At 30.1% G+C, this 21,582-nt stretch carries 35 protein-coding genes, 2 tRNA genes and 1 pseudogene; 6 read left to right on the forward strand and 32 right to left on the reverse strand.

The genetic code is table 11. From position 1 onward, the window contains the following. Positions 1-30: 30 nt before the first annotated feature. From BN3265_RS05860 to BN3265_RS05995, 28 genes and pseudogenes are all read right to left on the reverse strand, one after another. Complete coding sequence (locus BN3265_RS05860; RefSeq protein ID WP_058990609.1) at positions 31-816, reverse strand: S-adenosylmethionine synthetase N-terminal domain-containing protein; 786 nt, start codon at positions 814-816, stop codon at positions 31-33. After that, positions 817-2,025 (reverse strand): DNA modification methylase, encoded by a 1,209-nt coding sequence (locus tag BN3265_RS05865; protein WP_245191098.1) that lies wholly within the window; start codon positions 2,023-2,025, stop codon positions 817-819. It abuts the gene before it with no gap. Between the two features lie 264 nt (positions 2,026-2,289). Then, the gene (locus tag BN3265_RS05870; protein ID WP_058990611.1) at positions 2,290-2,760 is read right to left on the reverse strand and encodes a DUF1492 domain-containing protein; all 471 of its coding nucleotides are present in this window, start codon (positions 2,758-2,760) and stop codon (positions 2,290-2,292) included. After that, positions 2,760-3,038 carry a hypothetical protein gene (locus BN3265_RS05875; RefSeq protein ID WP_148363007.1) on the reverse strand — a complete coding sequence of 93 codons (279 nt, stop codon included), beginning with the start codon at positions 3,036-3,038 and terminating at the stop codon, positions 2,760-2,762. The genes BN3265_RS05870 and BN3265_RS05875 overlap by 1 nt, the downstream gene beginning before the upstream one ends. Then, positions 3,028-3,558: a RusA family crossover junction endodeoxyribonuclease gene (locus BN3265_RS05880; protein ID WP_245191099.1), complete on the reverse strand. Its 531-nt coding sequence runs from the start codon at positions 3,556-3,558 to the stop codon at positions 3,028-3,030. The genes BN3265_RS05875 and BN3265_RS05880 overlap by 11 nt, the downstream gene beginning before the upstream one ends. A 7-nt stretch (positions 3,559-3,565) precedes the next feature. Further along, a complete protein-coding gene (locus BN3265_RS05885) occupies positions 3,566-3,949 on the reverse strand; it encodes a nucleoside triphosphate pyrophosphohydrolase family protein (RefSeq protein ID WP_058990613.1) in 384 nt (127 codons plus the stop codon). An 11-nt stretch (positions 3,950-3,960) separates the two neighbouring features. Next, positions 3,961-4,152: a hypothetical protein gene (locus tag BN3265_RS05890; protein ID WP_058990614.1), complete on the reverse strand. Its 192-nt coding sequence runs from the start codon at positions 4,150-4,152 to the stop codon at positions 3,961-3,963. Then, entirely contained in the window at positions 4,149-4,541 is a 393-nt protein-coding gene (locus BN3265_RS05895) for a YopX family protein (protein ID WP_058990615.1), read from the reverse strand. Before BN3265_RS05895 ends, BN3265_RS05890 begins: the two co-directional genes overlap by 4 nt. Continuing rightward, complete coding sequence (locus BN3265_RS05900; protein ID WP_058990616.1) at positions 4,538-4,906, reverse strand: hypothetical protein; 369 nt, start codon at positions 4,904-4,906, stop codon at positions 4,538-4,540. The genes BN3265_RS05895 and BN3265_RS05900 overlap by 4 nt, the downstream gene beginning before the upstream one ends. Then, positions 4,903-5,121 (reverse strand): hypothetical protein, encoded by a 219-nt coding sequence (locus tag BN3265_RS05905; RefSeq protein WP_058990617.1) that lies wholly within the window; start codon positions 5,119-5,121, stop codon positions 4,903-4,905. Before BN3265_RS05905 ends, BN3265_RS05900 begins: the two co-directional genes overlap by 4 nt. Continuing rightward, positions 5,118-5,336 (reverse strand): hypothetical protein, encoded by a 219-nt coding sequence (locus BN3265_RS05910; protein ID WP_058990618.1) that lies wholly within the window; start codon positions 5,334-5,336, stop codon positions 5,118-5,120. Before BN3265_RS05910 ends, BN3265_RS05905 begins: the two co-directional genes overlap by 4 nt. Beyond that, positions 5,333-5,557: a hypothetical protein gene (locus BN3265_RS05915; RefSeq protein ID WP_058990619.1), complete on the reverse strand. Its 225-nt coding sequence runs from the start codon at positions 5,555-5,557 to the stop codon at positions 5,333-5,335. Before BN3265_RS05915 ends, BN3265_RS05910 begins: the two co-directional genes overlap by 4 nt. Next, complete coding sequence (locus tag BN3265_RS05920) at positions 5,554-5,760, reverse strand: hypothetical protein (RefSeq protein WP_058990620.1); 207 nt, start codon at positions 5,758-5,760, stop codon at positions 5,554-5,556. The genes BN3265_RS05915 and BN3265_RS05920 overlap by 4 nt, the downstream gene beginning before the upstream one ends. Further along, positions 5,757-6,413, reverse strand: a pseudogene (locus tag BN3265_RS05925) (DUF1064 domain-containing protein); the annotation flags it as partial. The pseudogene BN3265_RS05925 and the gene BN3265_RS05920, both read right to left, overlap by 4 nt. Positions 6,414-6,441: 28 nt before the next feature. Further along, entirely contained in the window at positions 6,442-6,924 is a 483-nt protein-coding gene (locus BN3265_RS05930) for a single-stranded DNA-binding protein (protein WP_058990622.1), read from the reverse strand. A 2-nt stretch (positions 6,925-6,926) separates the two neighbouring features. After that, on the reverse strand, positions 6,927-7,385 hold the full coding sequence (locus BN3265_RS05935; protein ID WP_058990623.1) for a hypothetical protein: 459 nt from the start codon (positions 7,383-7,385) through the stop codon (positions 6,927-6,929). After that, a complete protein-coding gene (locus BN3265_RS05940; RefSeq protein ID WP_058990624.1) occupies positions 7,363-7,551 on the reverse strand; it encodes a beta/alpha barrel domain-containing protein in 189 nt (62 codons plus the stop codon). Before BN3265_RS05940 ends, BN3265_RS05935 begins: the two co-directional genes overlap by 23 nt. Further along, positions 7,541-8,170 (reverse strand): hypothetical protein, encoded by a 630-nt coding sequence (locus BN3265_RS05945; protein WP_058990625.1) that lies wholly within the window; start codon positions 8,168-8,170, stop codon positions 7,541-7,543. The genes BN3265_RS05940 and BN3265_RS05945 overlap by 11 nt, the downstream gene beginning before the upstream one ends. After that, positions 8,163-8,522: a hypothetical protein gene (locus BN3265_RS05950; protein ID WP_058990626.1), complete on the reverse strand. Its 360-nt coding sequence runs from the start codon at positions 8,520-8,522 to the stop codon at positions 8,163-8,165. Before BN3265_RS05950 ends, BN3265_RS05945 begins: the two co-directional genes overlap by 8 nt. Positions 8,523-8,526: 4 nt before the next feature. Next, the gene (locus BN3265_RS05955) at positions 8,527-9,519 is read right to left on the reverse strand and encodes a hypothetical protein (RefSeq protein ID WP_058990627.1); all 993 of its coding nucleotides are present in this window, start codon (positions 9,517-9,519) and stop codon (positions 8,527-8,529) included. Then, the gene (locus BN3265_RS05960) at positions 9,520-10,242 is read right to left on the reverse strand and encodes an MBL fold metallo-hydrolase (protein WP_058990628.1); all 723 of its coding nucleotides are present in this window, start codon (positions 10,240-10,242) and stop codon (positions 9,520-9,522) included. It lies immediately after the preceding gene. A 1-nt stretch (position 10,243) separates the two neighbouring features. Then, on the reverse strand, positions 10,244-10,543 hold the full coding sequence (locus BN3265_RS05965; protein WP_058990629.1) for a hypothetical protein: 300 nt from the start codon (positions 10,541-10,543) through the stop codon (positions 10,244-10,246). A gap of 9 nt (positions 10,544-10,552) precedes the next feature. Then, complete coding sequence (locus BN3265_RS05970; protein ID WP_058990630.1) at positions 10,553-11,524, reverse strand: recombinase RecT; 972 nt, start codon at positions 11,522-11,524, stop codon at positions 10,553-10,555. A gap of 10 nt (positions 11,525-11,534) precedes the next feature. After that, positions 11,535-13,487 carry an AAA family ATPase gene (locus BN3265_RS05975; protein ID WP_058990631.1) on the reverse strand — a complete coding sequence of 651 codons (1,953 nt, stop codon included), beginning with the start codon at positions 13,485-13,487 and terminating at the stop codon, positions 11,535-11,537. Positions 13,488-13,489: 2 nt separating this feature from the next. After that, positions 13,490-13,672 carry a hypothetical protein gene (locus tag BN3265_RS05980; protein WP_058990632.1) on the reverse strand — a complete coding sequence of 61 codons (183 nt, stop codon included), beginning with the start codon at positions 13,670-13,672 and terminating at the stop codon, positions 13,490-13,492. Positions 13,673-13,741: 69 nt separating this feature from the next. Continuing rightward, the gene (locus tag BN3265_RS05985; RefSeq protein ID WP_058990633.1) at positions 13,742-13,993 is read right to left on the reverse strand and encodes a hypothetical protein; all 252 of its coding nucleotides are present in this window, start codon (positions 13,991-13,993) and stop codon (positions 13,742-13,744) included. Positions 13,994-14,002: 9 nt separating this feature from the next. After that, entirely contained in the window at positions 14,003-14,203 is a 201-nt protein-coding gene (locus BN3265_RS05990) for a hypothetical protein (RefSeq protein ID WP_058990634.1), read from the reverse strand. Between the two features lie 9 nt (positions 14,204-14,212). Then, positions 14,213-14,485 carry a helix-turn-helix transcriptional regulator gene (locus BN3265_RS05995; RefSeq protein WP_058990635.1) on the reverse strand — a complete coding sequence of 91 codons (273 nt, stop codon included), beginning with the start codon at positions 14,483-14,485 and terminating at the stop codon, positions 14,213-14,215. 163 nt (positions 14,486-14,648) lie between these two features. Here BN3265_RS05995 and BN3265_RS06000 point away from each other — a divergent pair, with 163 nt between their 5' ends. From BN3265_RS06000 to BN3265_RS06015, 4 genes are read left to right on the forward strand one after another with little or no spacing between them, the layout of a single operon-like run. Further along, on the forward strand, positions 14,649-15,260 hold the full coding sequence (locus tag BN3265_RS06000) for a LexA family protein (RefSeq protein ID WP_058990636.1): 612 nt from the start codon (positions 14,649-14,651) through the stop codon (positions 15,258-15,260). A 12-nt stretch (positions 15,261-15,272) separates the two neighbouring features. Further along, positions 15,273-16,664, forward strand: a complete 1,392-nt coding sequence (locus BN3265_RS06005) for an SNIPE associated domain-containing protein (protein WP_058990637.1) — start codon at positions 15,273-15,275, stop codon at positions 16,662-16,664. Between the two features lie 52 nt (positions 16,665-16,716). Then, positions 16,717-17,388 carry a hypothetical protein gene (locus BN3265_RS06010; RefSeq protein WP_058990638.1) on the forward strand — a complete coding sequence of 224 codons (672 nt, stop codon included), beginning with the start codon at positions 16,717-16,719 and terminating at the stop codon, positions 17,386-17,388. 51 nt (positions 17,389-17,439) lie between these two features. Continuing rightward, positions 17,440-18,567 (forward strand): tyrosine-type recombinase/integrase, encoded by a 1,128-nt coding sequence (locus tag BN3265_RS06015; protein WP_058990639.1) that lies wholly within the window; start codon positions 17,440-17,442, stop codon positions 18,565-18,567. A 105-nt stretch (positions 18,568-18,672) separates the two neighbouring features. Here the strand turns inward: BN3265_RS06015 and BN3265_RS06020 are convergent. Then, positions 18,673-18,758 (reverse strand) — tRNA-Leu (locus BN3265_RS06020). 3 nt (positions 18,759-18,761) lie between these two features. Further along, positions 18,762-18,838: transfer RNA gene (locus BN3265_RS06025), tRNA-His, on the reverse strand. A 329-nt stretch (positions 18,839-19,167) separates the two neighbouring features. On the opposite strand from BN3265_RS06025, the gene BN3265_RS06030 reads away from it, so the two are divergent. Next, entirely contained in the window at positions 19,168-19,764 is a 597-nt protein-coding gene (locus BN3265_RS06030; protein ID WP_058990640.1) for a regulatory protein RecX, read from the forward strand. After that, positions 19,761-20,039: a GIY-YIG nuclease family protein gene (locus BN3265_RS06035; RefSeq protein ID WP_058990641.1), complete on the forward strand. Its 279-nt coding sequence runs from the start codon at positions 19,761-19,763 to the stop codon at positions 20,037-20,039. Before BN3265_RS06030 ends, BN3265_RS06035 begins: the two co-directional genes overlap by 4 nt. On the opposite strand, the gene BN3265_RS06040 is transcribed toward BN3265_RS06035, so the two are convergent. After that, complete coding sequence (locus BN3265_RS06040; RefSeq protein WP_058990642.1) at positions 20,032-20,958, reverse strand: ribonuclease E/G; 927 nt, start codon at positions 20,956-20,958, stop codon at positions 20,032-20,034. The two genes, BN3265_RS06035 and BN3265_RS06040, sit on opposite strands and share 8 nt — an antisense overlap. Continuing rightward, positions 20,955-21,581 carry a hypothetical protein gene (locus BN3265_RS06045; protein ID WP_058990643.1) on the reverse strand — a complete coding sequence of 209 codons (627 nt, stop codon included), beginning with the start codon at positions 21,579-21,581 and terminating at the stop codon, positions 20,955-20,957. The genes BN3265_RS06040 and BN3265_RS06045 overlap by 4 nt, the downstream gene beginning before the upstream one ends. Between the last annotated feature and the right edge of the window lies 1 nt (position 21,582).

The following is a 21,582-nucleotide window of genomic DNA, read 5'->3' on the forward strand; positions in this document are numbered from 1 at the left end:
GTAGTTTGTTAGTAAATATCAAAGAGTGGATTATCTGATTAACCCCCACTCAGCGAACCTCTCAAATCCTCCAAAACTGTCTATATACTTTCTTGCAATTTCAACAATTTCTGAATAAGGTCTACCGTCAATCGTTTCATCGCCAATAGCACAGGACAATTTAATCTCTTGATTCTCTTCCTGGGCTTTTAGATGGGCATATATATTAATCGATACATCGGCCTTTGATAAATCCTTTCCGTGTAATCCTCCTCCAGTTACACCGTCCCCCATATCAGAACCTAACTTTCTATTAGTGCAACCAGTATCAACATCAAGACCGCCCGACCAATCCCCTATTGGATTAATAACAGCAGCTGGAAAACTTCTTTGTAGTCGTTCACTCTTAGCCTTTGATTGACAAATAATAAGCCTATCATCATCTAAAATATATTTACCATCAGCCCCGTATTCCTTATAAATTTCTTCAGCTATCGATGTTAGTTTTTTCTGCTCATCTGTTACAGGGCTTCCCTTAAATATCCCATTATCACCACACCTAACTTTTCCTACTTGGTTTTCAGCCAAATACTTATCTTGTCTAGCATGGATAATTTCAATATCATCAATCCCAGCTATTCTCTTAACTATTTTTTGTATATCTTCAAAATCAAAAAAACACGAAGACTCAATAATGATATTGCATACCCCGTGTCCAATTAAAACCTCTACTGCTATCTTAGGTTCATCTTCAATTTTATATCCTAAATCAACAATCGCCCCTGCTATCCTATCAGCTATCTTATCAGGGTGCATAGGATTTACTTTTTCAAACATTTATATCTCCTCCTCTAAAATTGCTTTATTCCCTGTAAATTCTTCCCACCTATTTATAATGACATCACAGTATCTCTCATCCAATTCCATAATATAAGCTCTTCTGTCTAGTTGTTCACAACCTATCAAAGTAGTTCCTGATCCACCAAATAAATCTAATACTGCATCACCTTTTTTACTAGAATTTTCTATTAGATATGCAAACAATTCTACAGGTTTCATTGTTGGATGTTCGCCATTTCTTAATGGTTTATCAAAGTTTAATACTGTCGTTTGCTTTCTATCAGAATACCAAGAGTGGCTCCCCCCCTCGGTCCAACCATATAAGCAAGGCTCATGTTTCCATTGGTAGTCTTGCCTTCCTAGTGTCATTTGGCTTTTATTCCATATTATGCACTGTCTTACTTGCCATCCGACATCTCTTAGCGAACCTCTAAAGTTGTATCCTTCTGACTCTGCGTGCCAAATGTAAAAACTAGCTCCTGGCTTCATGACGCTATCTGCACAGCTAAAAGCATTAGTTAAGAATTCTCTGAATTCTTCATCCCCCATAGAATCATTTTGTATTGTAAGTTTTTCTTCTGTTGCTCCTTGATAATTGATGTTATAAGGCGGGTCTGTCAATAGCAAATCCGCTCTCTCTCCTCTCATCAATTTATTCACATCTTCAGGATCTAGGCTATTTCCACACATAAGCCTGTGCTTGCCAAGTATCCAAACGTTGCCTGATTTAGTTTTGCCTTGTACTGGAAGTTCATCATCAAACTCATCTTCTAACACGTCGGTGTATTCTCCACTTTCTGATAGTAAGTCAAAACCGAATTCTTCCATATCAAATTCTAAATCTAAATCTTCAAGTTCGTCTAGTTCTGATTCAAGCAAAGACCAATCCCACCCTGACAACTCAGAAACTTTATTATCAGCAAGCCTAAAAGCTTTCACCTCTGCATCAGATAAATCATCAGCTACAACAACTGGTACTTCACTCATTCCTAGCTTTTTAGCTGCCAAAAGTCTAGTGTGTCCAGTTACGATTTCATTTTCTCTATCTATCACTATCGGTACTTTAAATCCAAAGTTTTTAATAGAGCTTGCTACTGCATCAACCGCATTTTTATTATCCCTCGGATTGTTGACATAAGGAACCAGTTCATCAACTTCTTTGTAAATAATCCTTAAATCATCATTTTTCTTCATTTCCCCCTCCAATATTTTAAATCCATCAACTAGGCTGCCAAAAAAATGAAAGATAATTCACACGCACTTTAAAAACAAAAATAATATAATAATCGAAAGGAGGTTTTGGCAGCTTAGCTCATAAATTTAAATAAAAAAAAGACAGGTTTACACCTGCCTAAAATGTTAACTTTACAACTCCTTAGCCGTTTTGATAACAGCTTATATTTTAACACCTATTATTTTATCATCTAAAGATAGTTTTATCATCTACTTTTCGTTTACCATAAAACATAATTAATATTTTTCAAGTATTTTACTAATATCCTTTAAAGCATGGTCAGACTTCTTCCAAATAGCAGATTTACTCAAATGTAGCTTGTTTCCCATTTCTTCCATGGTCATATCATTATAAATCCATATATGATAAACAATAGACCTATAATCATCATCTTTTAAATTTTTAAGGGCATACCTTATATCAGCATTTTCAAGTCTTATTTCCTTAATTTCCCTGTCGATATCATTTATTTTATCAATAACTTTAATAATTTTTTCTTCCTGTGTAGACCCGCCACCTTGGACTGCCTCAGAATCAGACATACAAGCCTTAATACCATCAATGCTCGCCCTTAAATTATTTCTCTTATCTATTTTCATATCGATATAATCGAGATCATATTTATATTTTTTTAATATTTTCTTTACTCTATCCCTCTCAATTTCATTCTCTACTTCAAGCCTGCTTTTTCTTTTCCTATAAACCATCATTTCTCCTTAATTGTAATATTTCCCCTAATATCTTCCCATTGTACATAGTCGTTATTAATACAATCTAATTTGCTTTCCAGCCTATCCTTAAACTGATTTAATCTTTTATCTCCAAATCCAAATTCATCGTGCAAGGTTTCCAAGGATAAGGCAAGAAAATTTAAAATTAAAGTTCTTGTAACTGTACTTTTAGCCGTATCTTTAGCCGCCTTGTTATATGTTTGATTTAACTTTTTCTTAACATAAGGACTACCATTCTTATATTTAAAATTCATATCCATTAACTTCCTTTATTTCAATTTCCACCCTAGGATTGTTCTTATCATACAAAACCTTAGACCCATCATGACCCACCACAATCTTGCAATTATCGTCCTTAATAACCCCATAATCTGCCAAAATATCGCAAGTAGCAGCCAATAAATTAGTAAGGTCTACCCTGTGCCTTGTTTTCCTGTAATAAACGCATTTAAGATTAATGGGATAATCAATCCCTTTCTTATATCTCCCTGTAATTTGTCTACCACAATCTCTTGCGTATTCCTTATATCTTGCAGACTGAGACAAAAAAGATTGCCCCGTCTTCTTATTTTTATAAATTTGCATAGAGTTCTTTTTAGTAGCAGGATTTCCATAAAGAGTTAAATGTATTAAAGATTCATTTGTTAATTTATTAAATATAATATTATCATCAATCATCAATCTAAGATATTCACCTTCCTTCAACATTTCGCTTGGACTATTTAATTTAAATAATTTACTAATCTTGTTATAAATATAATCCTTTAATCTCATCTATCATTTACAAATCCTCACTCTTAACAAAAGTTCCATTAATAGTACGACCACGCCTTTTACTAATCTTCTTGTAAGCCATCTCCAAACAAACGGTAGGATCAATTCCCAAGTCTTCGCATAAGATAATTAATGTTACAAAAATATCTCCCATTTCAAGCTTAAGATTTTTCCATCTTTCAACTTCTTCAATAGAGAAATCTTGCTCGATTTTTTCATCATATTTGAATTTTTTATATAATTTCCAAACATCAAACTCACTTTTAAACTCAAAAACCTCTTCAATAAATTTCCCAAACTGTACATCAGCATTTTCAGAATGTAGCAAATCCTTATCATCTGCCCACTCCAAAACTAATTCTTTTAATTCTCCAAAACTTTTATTGTTCATTCTTTAACCTCTCAATCTAACCACACAAATGTTAAGTGTGTATTTCCGTCCTCATCAACATAATCTAAATCTTCAGCAATTAATTGAGACCATCTTTCCGTACAATCTCCATTTCCATTGATAATCTCCTCATACATATCAAATTTCAACTCACTTTCTGGGTCAATATCAGAAAACCATTCTAAAAAATCTTTTACTTTCATTCTTTAACCCCATCTAATAATTCTTTATCTTCATAAATATTTCCTGCTATTGAATAATCTCCACAATTGGTTATTGATTCAACCACTCCTTCATCTTTCCAAACAATACAATAAGTATAAGCAACTTTATCAAAACAAATCTCGGCATAATCCCAATAGTCATTTTCAAAAAAACCTTCATCAGTCAAGATATCTCCTTCGTATATTTCATTGCCATACTTATCTTTTAAACCAATGGATTTCATTAACGTTATATCATTTGTTAGAAATATATGTTCTAAATCTCCATCTCCATTAAAATCAACTAAAATGCTATTTTCATTTACAACTCCAATGTTATATATCATTCTATTGTATCTATTAAAATACGCCCTAAATTTAGGTATCATTCTTCCTCCTCTAGTCTGTCTAGCAAATCTGGTCTAAAAAACTTAATAAAACTCTCATGCACAGCTGGATAAACAAGACCATCATCTGTAATCAACTTATATATGTTTTCTCCACACCCACACTTACCAGCATATGAAATACTTATAATCGGGTATTCAAATAATTTAATAGATTTTAACTCTTTTATCCTTTTTTCACACGCTATATGATACTTCCTCAAAGATGCATCTATCAATCTGTTAACATAACTTAGTAATTTATCATCAGATTTAGAATATCTTATTTCTGACCTATTTAAAAAATCTCCATTTACCCTATTCTCACGGTAAAAAGTCCTTTTAAAATTTGGTTTTAAATCTTTCATTTTTTAATCCCCATCTCCATCAATTTTGCAAATGCTTCTTCATCCTTAATATCCGTAATTCTATATTTTAATTTCAAATTCAATTGCAACACTATATCTGAATCACAGATAATATAATGATTTTTCACACATGAATCGATATAAGCATCCATTATGCTGGTAATAATTTCTATTTCTTTTCTAGTCATCATTACAGGGTATTTTTTATCACTCATTCTTCCACCTCATAAACTCTATCAATTTCTTCAATAGGTAAATTAATAAGTCCAATACCATTGCCAAAACCAACCACTGCTACTGGATAAGCAATAACCTTATCAGAATAGCCTCTCACCAAAAGAGTTGGATCAATAACTGATGAAAATTGAAAAACTCCATAAAAATCACCAGTATATTTCTCACCGTTACAATTGACTTCACATTTTTTCATTCATCCACCTCTACTTTCGCCCAATGTCTAGGGTTTATGAAAATAACTTTAATATAATCGCTGCCAAATTCATATTTACTTGAAAAACAATTAGTTTGAGTCAATTTTATAGATTCTATTTTCCCAGCGTTCAAATCATCAAAACTTTTATTAAAATAATCTAAATTTTCTAACACTTCTATTTTCTCATCATAATAGGGATTTATTAACGTTATCTTCATTCTTCATCTCCAATCCAAATTTCAATCACTCTATCTTTATTCAAATAAACTTGATTTCCGCCTTCATCATCACATCTTATATATTTTGATTTATCAAAAAAATATAAATCAAATTCTTCATAATCTTTTACAGTTAAAGTTTTGTAAGGGTAGTCCTCATTTGAGTAGTGTCTGCTATCATCGTAATAAAGTATTACTTTCATTCTTCCACCTCTCCGTCTTCATTAACAATTCCTACATAGGTGTGAAAAAAGCTACTGTATTCTTCTTTTAGCTTTTTTCTTGCTTCTACTTCCGTATTAGCCTTTATATCAACCTCGCAATAAACTTCGTATCTATAAGTCTTCTCTTTCGCTTTATCTTTGCTGTTTATTTCTTTGATTAAACCCGTCAACAAAAGCAACTGATTCGCAAGACGTTCGCACTCTTTTAGTGCGTATTCTTCAATTTGTATATGAGGGTCATTCCAAGTGTGATCGCAGTCAAACCCTAGCACATACCCATCAATACCATCAATCCTTCCTGAATAACTTAATCCACCACTAACACGTATAAAAGATTTTAATGGGTTATAATTCACACCATAGAATGGGTTGTCTTCAGGGATTACAACATAACCAAAATATCGATGGTAATTTGGTTTGAATATATCTATTTTTACGTGCCCAGGTTCATAACTCACTTTCTTAACTATGAGGTCATATCCTTTATATCTTTTTTGTAAAACTACTTCTGATTTCACATTCTCTCTCCTATCCTTAATCACTCCGCCCCTAACTAAAAGCTTAAGCTCCTGGTATCTCCTAGCTTCCTTAAGGCTATCAAAAGGGATACCGTCTACTATTGTTTTCTTGTTTTTATATTTGTTAAGTCAAATAAGACTCCTAAAACGGGATTCTATTATCATCTTGTACTTGTTCAAAATCATCATCAAAGAAACCATCATTATTTGTCCCATAATTACCTCTAGATTGATTTCCATAACCTTGGCTATTATTTGTATTAGAATTATATTCTTCTCCGACCTGCGTTGATTTGGAAAGAAATTCGACATGTTGAGCGACAATGTCTGTAGTAAAAACTCTATTGCCATTATTGTCCTGATAAGATCCAGTCTGAATTGACCCGTCAATCGCACATTGACTGCCTTTTTTCAAATACCTACTAGCATTTTCACCCATCTTTCCCCAAACAATAATTCTAGGAAAATCAGCAGTAGGCTTGTTTTGTGCTTCCATCTCCTCTTTTTTTTCCTTGGATAAATTCTTATTTACCGCCAAAGTAAATTGACAAACTGCCCTTCCCGATTGTGTATATCTTAAATCTGGGTCTTTTGTTAATCTTCCAATTAATATAACCTTATTCATTCTTACTCCTCTATAATTCCTTTCTTCACAAAATCATCTAAACATATATAATATTGATTTTTCACTTCTTCCATCTCTTTATCTGTAAATTCAACTTTATCCTCAAATATGTCTTTATAAGAACCTTGTAAAATAGGATATTTACGATTTGGTCTTTGTCTAATTGCTAAATAAGTCGGATTTCCACCTCTTGTTTTTATAAATCTATGTTCATAGAAATATTTGTCTTCTTCTTCCCTTTCATCAATTGGTGTTTTTGCATATTCTACAATTAAATCAAATAGTTTATCTTGGTTTTTCCACTGAATATTTAAGAAATTGAAAGCATTGATTGAATACATTCGATTAGTGTAAACCTTAGCAATAACAAAACCATTAGCAATAATATCTATTTGCGTAACTATTTTATGAGCCTTAAATCCTAGCTCTTCAACTCTTTTAATAAATTCCTTGGTTTTCATTAATCAAATCCTCCAATTTTCCAATAATTTCTTCAAGCCTATTACTTCCTTCAAAATCGTTATAATTCATTACATAATAAATATTAGCTAACTTTAAAGCATTAATAACTTCTTTTATTTGCTTTTCATTAAGACGCATATCATAATAATGTTCCTTAGTTTTCATCTAAACTCCTTCTCCTATTCTCCAAATAAAAATTAACCACACTATCAACATCTGCTTGATTTTCACATATCTTTAAAACTTCAACCCATTCGCCTTTGTGATTTTCTTCAATCACCCAAAAGGCTTTATCACTTAGTACGTGCTTTACAACTAATCTTGTTTTACTATCAATTTTTCTAATAACTTCCGATTCGTTTTTATTATTCACCCTACAATCATCAAGGTTTATTAGTTGGTCAATAAGTTTTTTACATTCATTTTCTACGTATTTTTCGTTACAATCTACAGGATTATCTCCTGCATGGTTACAATCAAAACCAAGTACATATCCATCTTCAAGATCCATATTTTCTAAATCCATAATTTTACTCAAATAATCTGAAAAAGTTATTCCTCCATGAACTTCTATGTCGTACTCTTTTTCAAAATCCCAGTAAAACTTATCAACTAATTCGTGTCCTTTTGGCAAAATTACATATCCGTTATACCAATCACCAAATGCATTAATCCCTTCCAACATTTCCATAAAAATATTGGTATAAGCTCTATCTGGGAAAATATGTTTTATAAAAAACATATATCCCTTGTAAGTATCTACTCTTGCTAATTTATCAATCATTTATTTCTCCTATAACTCCATTTTCCTTTAAATCATCAATGAATATAAAGGTATATTCCATACAATCACGGTCATTTTTAGGTAAGTCAGGCTCTTTTAAATCATCTTTTGTAAAATCAAATCCACACATACCACCATAAGAACTACATTCAATCCTTATCTCGTGGTTTTCAACATTAAATCCACACCAAAAACTATTATCAGTACCAAAATATATATCTTTTTTACTTCCAAAAGTTTTAGAATGGCAAATATGAGTTGGACTCATCGCCGTATTTTCCCGTAATTCATATTTTCCTAATAGTTTTGTTTCTGCTATGAATAATTCGGGTTTTAACACTTTATAAATCATTTACTTACCTTTCGTTTATAATGTTTTTAAATCTTTCAGCTCTTTTTTTAGCTATATAGTCATCGTAATATCCCTCATTTTTGCTATTTTTATAAGATTGTTTATCTTTTTTATCGTTGTAATTGCCCTCTAAAACTTTTATAAAATTATTAGGCTTAATAAACCAATCAATCGTGATTCTAAAATCACTTACATATCCTTTTAAAAATTTACTTTGATCTATGCTTTTAATAGCTTTTATTACAGTATCTAACCCATGTTCATTAATTCTTGCCTTTAACATGTTATATCTTTGTGTGTTCGCATTTAATGTTTGTATTCTAGGGATATTTTTATCAAGAGAGTTCCAAGCATCAATCACCTGTTTATTCCACGTATCGTTAGACGTATCGTCCTCCCTATCGTTATACGATTCACTCTTACTGCTTGGAGTGTTGAAATCTTCAACTTCTGACGTATCGTGGTACGATACGGGGTACGTATAATCATTAACATTAACATTATCATTAACATAATCATTAACATTAACATTAGATATAGCACTTCTTTTTTCTATTTCTTCTTCCATTAAAGACTTAATCATTTTGTCTACTGGTCTATTAGATTTAAGCCACCAATTTGACATAACTTCGTGAACCTTAATTATGTTTTCTGTAACAGTAACTTCTGATAAAAGTTGCCTCATCATATCTTCGATAGGCTTTCCACCTTTAGAAACTGTATATTTTAAGGCTCTATAAATTGCTATTTCTTGGGATTTGTAATCATAATTAATTCGGTTATACTTAGTCATAAACCTATCTATTAAAGTTCTTATCGCCTCTGGACTATAACCTATTTCAAAAGCTATAAGCTTTATAGGTAGTTTGAATATCCCAAGGGCATTGCCCCTCGGACAAGTTAACAAGTACATCATAAACAACTTGTCTTCTGGGCTATAATCATCAATAATTTTGTCATCATTCCAAAATTCTCGTTCAATTATTGTTTTAGCCATCTAACACACCACCACCTCAATTCCTGTCATTTCTTGTATTGTTCTTTTTATCAGCTTTTCATCTGAGTTTCCGTCTGATAAATGTAATAAATATATCTTTCTACACCTGTCTAAACTTGCAGCCCTTAAAGCTTCCACAAGACTTTCCAAAGACAAGTGATTTTTTACAATCCTATTTCTTAAACTTGTATTTATATTTCCTAATCTTACATTTTCATCAAGTTTAGCTTTTACATAATTACACTCAATCATCAGTACATCACATTCTGGTATCTTATATTTTAAATAGGCTGTATCTGTAACAAAAACTAGAGTTTCATCATCATTTCTTGTTTTTATAAAATAACTTACTGGCTCTTTTACATCGTGGACTGCTTCAAAGGGTAAAATTATCAAATTCTTTAAAGGTTTGAAATTATATTGCCAACTCCTATCAGGACTTTTATAAAAATTATGAAGCCTATGCCCCTTTACCTTTAAAGCTTCAGCAGTCCCCTTTGTCATATAACAATCAACCCCTGCTTTCATTAAATCCTTTACAGCCTTTGCATGATCCATATGTTCGTGGGTTAGCAAACAAGCGTCTATTTCCGATATTTTAAAATTAAGCTTTTTTTGAATAACCTTATATGGAAGACCACACTCCAAAAGAAGTGTAGCCTTGCCAATTTTGACCTTGTAGCAATTGCCACTTGACCCAGTTCCTAATACTTGTATTTTCATGTCAATCTACATAACTTCTGTTACAATGAGGGCAACCTGTTACCAAACTATTCTTAGCAGTTTCAGTGGTTATCCCTGTAATATAGTCACAATCTTCTACTGTCTCTACTTCATGGCTACCGTAAAATCTAGGAGATATATTCGTATGAAATATAGGCTTATATATGTTCCTATGGCAATACCAACAGACCCCGCTTCTTGGTGCAAAAATAGGTACCTCATTTTTTCTGCAAAACTCGATTTGAACTTGAATTGATTTTTTTACATTAAAATCTTCTTTTTTAAAATCTTCTTTATTCATATCTACCTCCTAAAATGGCGCCTTTTCTAATGCTTCAAATTCTTCTCCAAAAAAGTCTGATTGACCCTCGATTGGTTCTTCAAGAATTTCTCCCGTATCTTTGTCTACATTTTCTGGTACTTCATTGCTTTGATTTTCTTCTACTAGCTCATATTCAACATTCAGCTCTTGTTTGTTAGCCTCTTGTTCCATATCAATAGCTAGGCTTGTATCTGCTTCAATCATTTCTGCGTTTTGCATTTCAACACTCAATACTCCATACTTGGTTAAAAGTCTTCTAGTCATTGTTTTAAGAGCCATTTCATCAAAGTTACTATCCCATACAAATTTATCAGGCTTGTAATATTTGCCTTGTTTTGCTTTTTCCATAGCACCATAACCTTGTGAGTGCTTCTTTGCGTGTTCTATAACTTGATCTTTTGTCCAGTATAGGACTTTTTCAAAGCCGTTTATTAGCTTAAAATAGCTAAAATAACCTATTACTTTATCACTTTTCTTTTCACCTTCGATTTTTACACTACCTGTCAAATAGTCTTGGGTTACTTCCATTCCTTCATAGACTATATTAGCGTTTATGGTTTGATATTGACCTGTTCTCATAGCAAGTTGGATCAATCCTTTATATCCAATCTGAAACTGAGGGTGGGGTACTTTTACCCATTGAGTTCTTCCTTTTTCATCTTCGATTTTGGTATTTTTGTTATAAGGGATAATCCATGCAAAACCTAAGTTTTTGTTTATCGGTAACTTTAAGGTTGCAGCCTTTAAAGCTTCCATCACGACTTCTTTAGGATCACATTTGCTTAAAGTTCCAGCAGGATCTGAATAAACTTCTACGAGTGATGAAAGAAAGGCCCCTGCATTTTTTCCTAAACTCTCTTTAAACATTTCTTGTATCCCAGCGTTGCTGGTTAAATCTTTCATTTTATTTGCTGGTGTCAATTCTTTTTCTTGTTTTCTAACTTCTAAATTGTTTGTCATTTCATTCTCCTTACTTTTCAATCCTCAAATTTTTATATTTACTAACAACAAGCCTTATCAATTGGCTATCTACATCAACTAATTCATTTACACTTTCTGCATTATCTACAAATATTGGTATTTGCTTTTCAAATTTCTTTGCTAAGGCATTTATAATATCAAGACCTGCATTTATTTTTGCTGCATTATTTAGTGATCCATAAGGCACACCCTTATAAGTTGCCTCGGCTGTTTCTTGGATTCCTCCGTTTATTTGCTTATCAAACAGTTTGAATTTTACAAAGGTAAATAATTTATTTACTTTTTCGCTTACAAGCTCGGTATAAGCTCTTATATATTCATCACACAAATATAAGATTTTTTGTTTTTCTTCAAACTCACAGGACAGTTTCTTTTCTTCCTGCTCATATTCTTCGATTTTTCTATCTAACTCGGCGTTAAGTCCCTTTAGTGATACTTTGCTATTAATATCATCTAACTTTTCGTCTAAGATTTTTTTACGGCTCAATAATTCGGTATTGTCATTTTGATTATTATTTTTTATTTCTTCCTCGATTTTTTCTATCTCTTTTTCTATCTCCTCTTTCCTTTTTTCTTCGCTTGGTCGAATTTTTAATTCTTTCGCTCTTTCTATTAGTTTTTCGTTATTTTCTTTTTCTTCTTCTAGGCTATTTTTCTTTTCATAGATTTTTTTAGAATCTATTTCAATCTGTTCTATTTTCGCTTTGCTTTCCTCTATATTTTTTGTATATTTATTAATGTTTTCAAAAATATTTTTGCCAGTTTTTTTAAGCTCTTCTAGTTTTTTACTTTTGTTTAAATTAAATTTTTTCTTTATTTCTTCTTGCTTTTCTTCTGGAAATTCTTGTCCGCAAGTTGGGCATATAAAACTATCATCACACTTACTTACAGCGACCTCTTCCCATTCTTTTCTCATTTCTTCAAGTTTAATCTTAGCTTCTTTTATCCTGTTTTTTTCATCTTCTATTTTTTCTTTTATAAACTTTGTTCTGTCTTTTGCGTTTTCAAGCTCAAACTTACAAGCGTCTAATTTTCCACTTATTTCAATATTTCTGTTTGTAAATTCTTGTATTCTCTCTTTTTTATTCTCTTCATAAAGGCTTATTATTTCTCTAGCTTCTTTTTTTAATTCGCTTATTTTCTCGTATTTTTCATCAATTATTTCACTGGCTGATCTTGTCCCTGCAAGCTCTTTGTCTATCTTTTCAAGCTCTGCCTTTATCTTCTCTTTTTCCTTTTCAAGCTCTGTAAAATCTTCATCAGTCTTTGTATTATTTAGTTCATCAATTCTTGCTGGTATTTCTATTAGATTTTCATTTATCTTCTTACAAGTGGACTTCGCCATTGCCTTTAATTCATCAATTGTGTAGTTTTCTAGGTCTAATTCTTTCAAATCTTCATTGATTTTAAAAATATCATCTGGGCTTACATCATCTACCAGAGATAAGAGAATTTTTCTTCTTTCTTTTTTGTCAATAATTGTATTAAAATACATAGGATTGGATAATAAATTAAATTCATCTTCATTTACTATCTCACTTATAAAGTCCTCGTACTCTTTCTTTTTCCTTGGCACTTCGTTTATATAAAAGTCGGTTGTATGTCCAGAAAATTCCGAATCATTAGATCCTCTTTTCTTTTTCCAAACCTCTTTGTACACTCTTTTTAAAACACTTTGTTTTCCATCTATAGTCAAAACACCCTCAACAATTGTTTCTACATTGTGGATATTTTCGCCATCTTCTTGGTAGGGTTTTATTTCATAATCCTTTCTATTTTGACTATCTTTCCCCCACAAAAGCCAAGAAAAACCATCAAATATAGTTGTCTTTCCCGTTGCATTGTCCCCGCTTATATTTGTTAAATCTTTTTCAAAATCAATTTCTTTTTCTTTAAATCCCTTAAAATTTTTAAAGGATAATTTTTTAATTATAATCTCCATTTTCACACCTCATATAAATCCCCAAGCATTGCAATTTGTTGCCTATCTCTTCTTTCTAGTTCCTTATCTAATGCTTTTAAAAAATTACTATTATCTAAATTCGCACCATTTTTTTCTAAATGTATAATTCTTTTTTCTATATATTCAGTCTTCCAATCTTTTATAATTTCTTTTATATCTTCCATTTTTTCTCCAAGTCATGTATAATATTTTTATAAGTTATTTTTAATTAGCCGATTGCCGTCGGCTTTTTTTTATGCCAAAAATGCCGTTAAAGAGGTTATAAACATCATCACAATTCCTACAACCCTTGAAATTTCATTAGGCCCTGCTATTGCAATCGTCATAAAACAAGCTACAAGAAAAATCCCTAAAACCTTATCCCTTATCCTTTCCTTTTCAGGCTTAGCAGTAAATCTAACGCAAGCCTCATCAATATTTTTATCTCTGAGCATTTCGTATACTTCACTTCTTTTTCTAATTCTTCTAACTTTTTTATTCTCCATTTTTTCCTCCTAATTTATAAATAAGTTTTGCTCGCCATTCAAACATCTGTCTAATGCTCTTTTATCAATTTTATAGGTATGTCTTGTTGATCCCTCTCTTTTATATGCAATTCCAAATGTGCATTTATTATTTTTCAACATTTCTCTAACTTGTTGTTCCCCTTTTCCAAGCTTTTTTGCAGCTTCTGATATTCCAATTATGCTTTCCATAACTACCTCCTATAATTCATCAATCTTGGATTTATCGTTCTTTTTTCTTTGATTGATTCCATATTCTTGGACTTTTAGATCAAAAAAATATTGCACTGGCTTATGAAAAATATCGGCAATAGCATTCATAGTATCTAATTTAGGCATTGTAATTCCTCTCTCAATATACATATATGTGCTTTTGCTTTTATAACCAAGTAACTTGGACATATCTTCATAAGTGTAATTTTTATTTAATCTTTCTTCCCTTAATTTTTTATTAACCTTTTCAATAACAACCACCCCTTTTTTGATTTGTTAATTATATTATAGTCCAAGAAACTTGGACTGTCAAGTGGAAATTTAAAATAAATACAAGATTATTGAATTAAGTTCAATTTTTTTGTATTTTAGTGTACAATAACAATATAAAGTCCATAATAATTGAACAAGAGAGGTGAAAAATATGATAGGTGAAAAAATAAAACAGTTAAGAACTGAGAATAAATGGACACAACAAGACTTAGCCAATAGGCTTCATGTAGGTAAAACGACAGTATCTAATTATGAAACTGGACATTCCGATCCAAATATAGATATGATAAATCAACTTTCTGAAATTTTTGAAGTAAGTGTTGGATATCTGTTAGAAAAAAACGGTAAGAAAATTCCAATTAAAGATAAAGACTATGCAACAATAAACGTCTATGGATCAATTCCTGCTGGAATACCCATAGAAGCAATAGAAGATATAACAGATACAGAAGATATATCCTTTAAATATTTTGATAAAAATAAAACTTACATAGGCTTAAAAGTAGATGGGGATTCCATGTATCCAAAATATTTAGAAGGAGACACAATCATACTGGAATTGACCCCAGACTGTGAAAGTGGCACAGATGCTGCTGTTTATGTTAACGGATACGAGGCGACCCTTAAAACAGTAATAAAAAATGAAAATGGCACTATAACATTAAAACCAATTAATACATCTTATTCCCCTAAAACATACGGAAAAGATGATGAACCTATAAAAATATTAGGAATTGTAAAGGAAATTAGGAGAAAAATTTAGAAAGGGGAAATAATGACATTAATTATATTGATAATAATTGGAGTATATATTGTTGGTTCAATTAGCAATAAAAAAGAATTAACTAAAAACGGCATAAAAAATCTAAAAGATTTAGAAGTTAAGAAGTCTAAATTAGAAGAAGAAATAAAAGACTTAAATAATTTATATGAAAATAACAAAAGAGAATATAACAATTTTAAAGAAGAAACAAAAAAAGTTGTTATAATGGAAAAATCTGAAGAAATAGAAAAAGAAATAAATGAGCTAACTAACAAAAAAGATACATTAGCAATAGAGGTAAAAGATTTGGAAACTCATTTCCAAAAGATAAACGCCCAAGATTTAGGATTAGCCCCAACTAGTTTTGAATTTGAAAGATCAGAAACTTATAAAGAAAAGCTTAAGAATATTAGATTACAAGAAGCTGATTTATTAAGGAAAGTTAAGAATAAAAAAGGCGAAAATATTTCTATTTCTAAAGATAATTTAATTAGATTATTATATAATTCTTTTAATACTTTTTGTGATTATAAATTAACAAGATTAACATTTAAAACATATCCTACTAGAAAAAAACAAATAGAAACAATGTTTAATAAATTGAATAGGATAAGCAACCAACAAATTCAAATTGATGATAAAGCTTTGGATTATAAATTCCAAGAACTAGACGCTTCTTACGCTTACTATAAATTAAAGGAAGAGGAAAAAGAAGCGTTAAGACAACAAAGAGAAGAAGAAGCTGAAAACAAACGTGCTCAAAAAGAATTGGAAGCAAAACAAGCCAAATTAGACAAAGAAATTGAAGCACTTAACATTGCTAAAGATAAGGTAAATGAAAAATTAATATCTGCCAAAGATGATGAAATAGAAGCTTTGAAATTAGAATTACAAAAACTAGAAAACGAAATTTCTGGACTAAAAGATGAAAAGACAGATATAGACTACAGAGTAGAAAATACAGGTGCTGGTTATGTTTATATTATTTCTAACGTTGGATCATTCGGAAATGAAGTGTATAAAATAGGAGTAACAAGAAGATTAGATCCATACCAAAGAATCCAAGAACTATCTTCTGCTTCTGTACCATTCAAATTTGATGTCCATGCAATGATATTCTCCTACCAAGCTTATCAATTAGAGAACGAATTGCACAAGTATTTTGACAAACAAAGGATAAATAAAGTAAACAATAGAAAAGAATTCTTTAATATAAAATTAGAAGATATCAAAAAAGTCCTTGATTTACACAAAGAACTAACATTTGACTTTAATCCAGAATTTGAAGCCGAAGAATTTAGAGAAACTCTAGAACTAAAAGGAGAAAACCCTGATACATTAGGTTTTTATAAAATAATGAAAAGAATCCCTGTACTTAAAAATACAGGATTAAAAATCGACTAATAACTTATAGACTTATAAGTGTTTGAATTTATAAAAGATTAAAGGAGAAATCATGAAATTAAATAAAATATTAATAGCTACATTATCAGTAAGTTTGTTAGTAAGTTGCCAAGATAAAAATACAGATACTAAAACAGAGACCCCATCATCTGTACAAGAAACATCTAGCGTAGAGAAAAACTCCTCATCTTCAAATGCAAATAAAGATCAAAAACAAGACAAAGAAAAAACGATAATGGATAATCCAAGTAATAAAGCGAAGATACTGCCACAATCCGAGGAAGAAAAATCAAAATTACCTATCCAAGTTATACAACAACAACCAGGAGAAAATCAGAAAGATCACTACGTTTTACTCCAAAATGGAGCTATTCAATATCAACAAACTGGTGATGCTTTCTTAGTTGATTCAGAAATTCATAAAGGCTCTAAAGTATTAGTAATACCTTTTAAATTTAAAAATATCACATCTGATGTACCCCTAAAACCATCTGAACCAATGATGATTTTAACTAATGCTATACAAAAAGGCGATAATGTTAATTATGATATTTATATATCAACATATGCAAATAGAGATTATAAAAATGATTCATCAATTTCGGTAAATGCAGGTGGCGAAGTAGATTATTATTTAATGTATGAATTAAAAGATCCAACACTAGGTCTACAAATAATAGATAAAAAATCAGGCACTGTTGTTGCAGAATTTAAACCAGAATAAATTATAAAGCCCTTTAACAAGGGCTTTATTTGTACCAAGAAAGGAAAACAAATGGCAAAAAGAAGAAGAAAATATGCGAACGGACAAGGTAGTATAACCCATGTAAAAGGGAAAAAATCTCCTTGGTGGGCAAGATTACCAGCCACTTACGATTCGTCCGGAAAAGAGCATCGTAAAACTGTAGGATTTTTTAAAACACAAAAAGAAGCACAAAACGCCTTAGATTCCTACACCTTAATAGATGATATCAAAACATTTAAAGATATCTATACAGAATACAAAAAAACAGATGATTTTTTAAATTTAACCCAAAAAACAAAAGATCGTTACGAAGATGCTTTCCTATCCTTTAAACCTCTTTGGAATAAAAATATTATGGATATAAAAGCATTACAATTACAAAAGTGTATTAACACCAAAGTGTTAGAAGGTTATTATACAACAGAAGACGGGAAAAGAGTAAGAAAAGAATACTCAAAAGATTCCATCGCCAGATTAAAACACGTAGCCAATAAAATATATAACTTTGCAGAAAGACACGATTTGGTAGATAAAAATAGAGCAAGAGTTTTAGAAGTAAAGGGATTAGATCCAAAACCAGAAAAAACAATATTTTTTGCAGATGAAATTGATAAATTATTTAATTCTATCCCCTACAATCCATACGCAAGGCATGTTTTAATAATGATATTTACAGGAATGAGAACGTCCGAATATAGAAATTTAAAAGTAGATAACATAGATTTTGAAAACAAAATGATTACAGACTTTGGAATAAAAACAAACAAGGGAAGAAAAAGAATTATGTTTATCCATGAGAAAATAGAAGATATCTTGTTAGAACTTGCAGAAGAATCCTCAACAGGGTATATAGTAGAAAATATTACAATGAATAGGCAAAACAAAAAAGCTACCCACCCAAGTGATCAAACATTTAGAAAAAGTATATTTAATAAAGCACTAGAAAAAGCAGGCTTAGAAAAAACTATACCCAAGCAATGCAGATATACATTTGCAACTATTGCCCACCTATCTGGCATAAGTGATATGGATTTGATGGATTTAATGGGACACGAATCCATAATGACAACAAAAAATTCTTATATCCAAACTATAGATTTTTATTTAATGCAACAACTACAAACTTACGATTTTAGAAAAGCATTAAAACTAGCTTAAATTTTTAAAAAAGACACAAAAAAACGGATATTAAACCTTGATGGTAACCTATTGGTAACCGAGGGAAAAATATCCGTTGATTTCAAGCCATTATCGGCTATATATTGGTGCGGGATAAAGGAGTTGAACCTTCACGAGAAAATCTCACTAGATCCTAAGTCTAGCGCGTCTGCCAATTCCGCCAATCCCGCATATGGGGTGAGTAGAGAGATTCGAACTCTCGATCTCCTGGGCCACAACCAGGTGTCTTAACCAACTGGACCATACCCACCGAATAATTAACTTACTATATAAGTATACATCCAATCAAAGCACTTGTCAAATAAATTTTAAATTATTTAAAATAATTTTTACATTTACTATGGCCTATTTCTTTTGACTTAAATATATTACCACGAATTTTATTTTTTTGCAAATATTTTTTTAATTTGCTTAATTTTACAAAAAATTCCTCTTATAGTAAAATACTGGTTAGAAAGATAGATTTAGAGGTGATTTAATGAAAAAGAAATCAAAAAGCAAATTAATTTTAAAAGTTTTTGCTGTTGTTGTTGCACTTTCAATGGTTATTCCTATAATTATGAATGCTGTTGAATCCTTATGATTGTTGAAAAAATAGAATATTCTGACAAATATAATTTAATAAAATTAACTATATCAAGGGAAATTTTTTATATTTCTTACGATTTTTTTGTTGATTTGAACTTATCTTGTGATGAGGATTTAGATTTTGAAACTTACAAAAAAATTTTAAAGGAAAATGACTTTAATAGGTGCAAAAACGAAGCCTTAAAGCAAATTTCTTATAGGGCTCGTACTTCTTTTGATTTAAAAAATAAATTAAAAGAAAAAAAATATGACCAGGAGGCTATTGATAAGGTAATCCAATTTTTAGAAGATTATGACTTAATTGATGATGAGCTTTATGTAAAATCTTTTGTTAATGATAAATCGAAAATTAATAATTGGTCCAAGGGTAAAATTAGGTATAAATTAAAAGCAAAACACATTAATGATGGTTTAATTGATACTTATTTAAATGAAATTTCAGACCAAGAGGAATATGAAAAAGCTTATGAGGCAGGTCTTCATAAAAAAGAAAGTGTTGATGATAAAAATAAAGTCTACAGATTTTTGGCTTCAAGAGGATTTTCTTACGATATAATAAGAGATGTTTTGGGTGATTTGTTCAAATGAAAAAAGCCTTTGTTTATATGTTAAGATGTTCTGATGGTAGTCTTTACACTGGCTGGACAAATAATTTGAAAAATAGACTAGAAAAACACAACAAGGGCCTTGGAGCAAAATACACAAGAGCAAGAAGACCTTGTAATATGGTTTTTTTTATAGAAGTTTCAGACAAAAAAAGAGCAATGCAAATTGAATATAGGATAAAAAGATTAAATAAAAAGTACAAGGAAAATATAGTAAGTAATTTTGATAGAAAAAAATTAGAGCTTATCACTAGATAAGCTCTCTTTCTTTTAGTTTTTTTCTAAGACTTTCTCCCCTTCTTTTTATTGAAAGTTCAAATAGTCCCATTTTTGTAAATCCATAAATTGTATAGGTTTTAAAATATTTTTTTAAACTAAGCTCAATTTTTTCTACTAATTTTTCATTTTTTGCCGATTTTAAAAAATCAATAATTACAATTCCGCCAATATTTCTTAAATTTAAATTGTAAAATATAAAGTCAATCAAATCTTCATTTACCTTATAATAAAAATCATCCTTATCCATAGTTGATTTTCTCTTTGATGAATTCAAATCTACAAGACACAAAGTTTCCAAATCATTTATAATAATCGATAAATCCCCCTTATAAATTTTATTCTCACTGATTAATTTAAAAGCATCTGAGATTATTTTATTATTTCTAATGTCAATTTCCTTAACTTCTAAATTTTTATTTTCTTCAATATATAAGTCTAATTCATTATAGGATTTGAGTAATTTAGGTGATGGGGTGAAATTTTCTTCATTAATTAATGAATTTTTTAAATCAATTAACTTATCATAATTATCCCTATTTTTAGCTCTTCCCTTTTTTAATTTCGGAAATCCTTTATTTTTGAACCTATAAAGATAATAATCTTCATTTTCTATCCTAAAATTAGCACTAGCACTTGCCAATTTATCATCAAATTCTTCTTTTATAATTTGACAAATTAGGCTATCTCCAATTTTAAATTTTTTATTAGATTTTAAAAAAGCCTTCTTATCATCATCGTACAATAAAAAATATGCATTAATTGAATCAATTTTTCCAACAACTTTTGCCCTATAAATATTGAACAAGTAGGGTGAATAAAATTTTAATTCAAAAAGCTTATCGTCGATAATTTTTCCAAAGGCTTTTTCTTTCTTATCTACAAATATAAATGATCTCATTGGGCTAATTTCTTCTTTAATTTTTCAAAAAATCCAATTTTTTGAATATCTTCACTCTTATCTTCTAAAATATTAGAGATTATCCTATCATAGGTAGAATCATCTTCTTTTAAACCTAAAAATTTAGAAGATTTTCCCAAAATTTCATCTCTGTATTCTCTTATATCAAAATATTTGTCATAAGAATTAATGAAAAAATAATCAGCTTTGATTTCTTTTTCTATTTGATTTTCACTAATAATTTGAATTTCTTTTTTGTCATCAATTAAAGATCCATCAAGACCATTAATGATTAAATAATCGTAGGTATTTATTTTTTCTAAAAGTTTAGAAATGTCTTCTTTTTTTATTTGATATTTTGAATTAAGCAAAGGCGGGATTGCAAAATCTATATTTTCACAAGCCTTTACAATAATTTTATCAAGGTCAATAAGGTCAAGGAAATAATCACATATATCATATGTAATCATCCCTCCCATATCGTATAAATCTTCTATATTTTCATTTTTATTCCTAGTAAAAGATAAAAGTAAGACGGATTTATTTTCTGATAATTTCTTTGAAAATTCTTTTATAAAATCTAATTCACTCTCAATATTTGAATTTATTAAAAATACTTCCATC

The sequence above is a fragment of the Anaerococcus rubeinfantis genome, from assembly GCF_001487145.1.
GTDB lineage: Bacteria > Bacillota > Clostridia > Tissierellales > Peptoniphilaceae > Anaerococcus > Anaerococcus rubeinfantis.